General features: G+C 41.0%; 3 tRNA genes. 2 read left to right on the top strand and 1 reads right to left on the bottom strand.

Annotated features, from left to right (window positions below):
• Window positions 1–3 precede the first annotated feature (3 nt).
• Window positions 4–79: transfer RNA gene (locus CWB76_RS18935), tRNA-Val, on the bottom strand.
• 766 nt (window positions 80–845) lie between these two features.
• Between CWB76_RS18935 and CWB76_RS18930 the strand changes: the two genes are divergently transcribed.
• Window positions 846–921: transfer RNA gene (locus tag CWB76_RS18930), tRNA-Ala, on the top strand.
• A gap of 36 nt (window positions 922–957) precedes the next feature.
• Window positions 958–1,033 (top strand) — tRNA-Glu (locus CWB76_RS18925).
• Window positions 1,034–1,241: the final 208 nt, after the last annotated feature.

Genomic DNA, 1,241 nt, shown 5'->3' with positions numbered 1-1,241 from the left:
ATGTGGTGGGTGATACTGGACTTGAACCAGTGACCCTCGCCTTGTAAGGGCGATGCTCTCCCAACTGAGCTAATCACCCGCATCTAAACAACACCACATTGCTGCGTTGTTGTGGGGCGCTATTATAGATAGACTTGTAAATGTGTCAACACTTGAATGATAAAAATGTGCTGAATGAAGCTTTTATAATCAATGCAATGCAAATAGTGTTCACTTTATCAACAAGGTAACATAAAACGAACAATAAGCATGCATGGCTGGGCGCTAATGTAGCTACATTCATATTCACTTAATAGGGCTCTGTTGCTTTTTAAGGATGAAAATTAATTCAATTTAGTGGTAATTGATTTACCGAGCCAGGGTTGCAACCAAGAAATCAAAGTTAAACTTTCTAGTTCAGATCATCCTGCCTATATTATTCAATTGTTTAAACCACTCAAATTAGCAAGTTGTTTATCGCTTAGCATAGTTAAGCTTTACAATTAGCATTTAATAAAATCCAGCTAGGTTATGATGGAAGTAGGCCCGTTTTAGGCAAAAAGCGGTGGTAACTCAATTTGCATATAAATGTATACCTTTTGAGTCCGATGTGAATAGGTACTTTTAGTATTATAAAGTCGTTATTCTCAACTCAAACGCAAATGTGGCACACTTAACGTAACTCATGGTTACTAAATACTATGAAAATCTACTTTTTAGCATGTATGATAGCCAGTTTGTTGAAAATTAAACCATTTAAATAATGTCGCACAAAAAACTGTTGACTTTATTTTGGGGGGTGCATAGAATGCGCCCCGCACTAAGCGATACACGACGTGGTTATCACCGAGCGTATTGAATAAGTTGGGGCTATAGCTCAGCTGGGAGAGCGCTTCGCTGGCAGCGAAGAGGTCTGCGGTTCGATCCCGCATAGCTCCACCAATTTTTAGTGTTTGTCCTAGGGTAGCAGTTTTCTGTGTCCCCATCGTCTAGAGGCCTAGGACACCGCCCTTTCACGGCGGTAACAGGGGTTCGAATCCCCTTGGGGACGCCACTTAACTTTTTAGTTAAAGGCGGTTTTACCGAGAAAATAGCGTAACACATAAAGCTCGAGTCTTTATTTGTACTATTACGCCATTACCTTAAAAGCTCAGGATGTGAGTTTAACTAATCAATTGTCCTAGTGACACTTTTTAGTGTCCCCATCGTCTAGAGGCCTAGGACACCGCCCTTTCACGGCAGAAAGAAAGCGGACACTGCAC

The sequence above is a fragment of the Pseudoalteromonas sp. S1609 genome (assembly GCF_005887255.1).
GTDB lineage: Bacteria > Pseudomonadota > Gammaproteobacteria > Enterobacterales > Alteromonadaceae > Pseudoalteromonas.
Note: the sequence above shows the minus strand (reverse complement) of the source record. Positions and strands in the feature narration are given on the sequence as shown.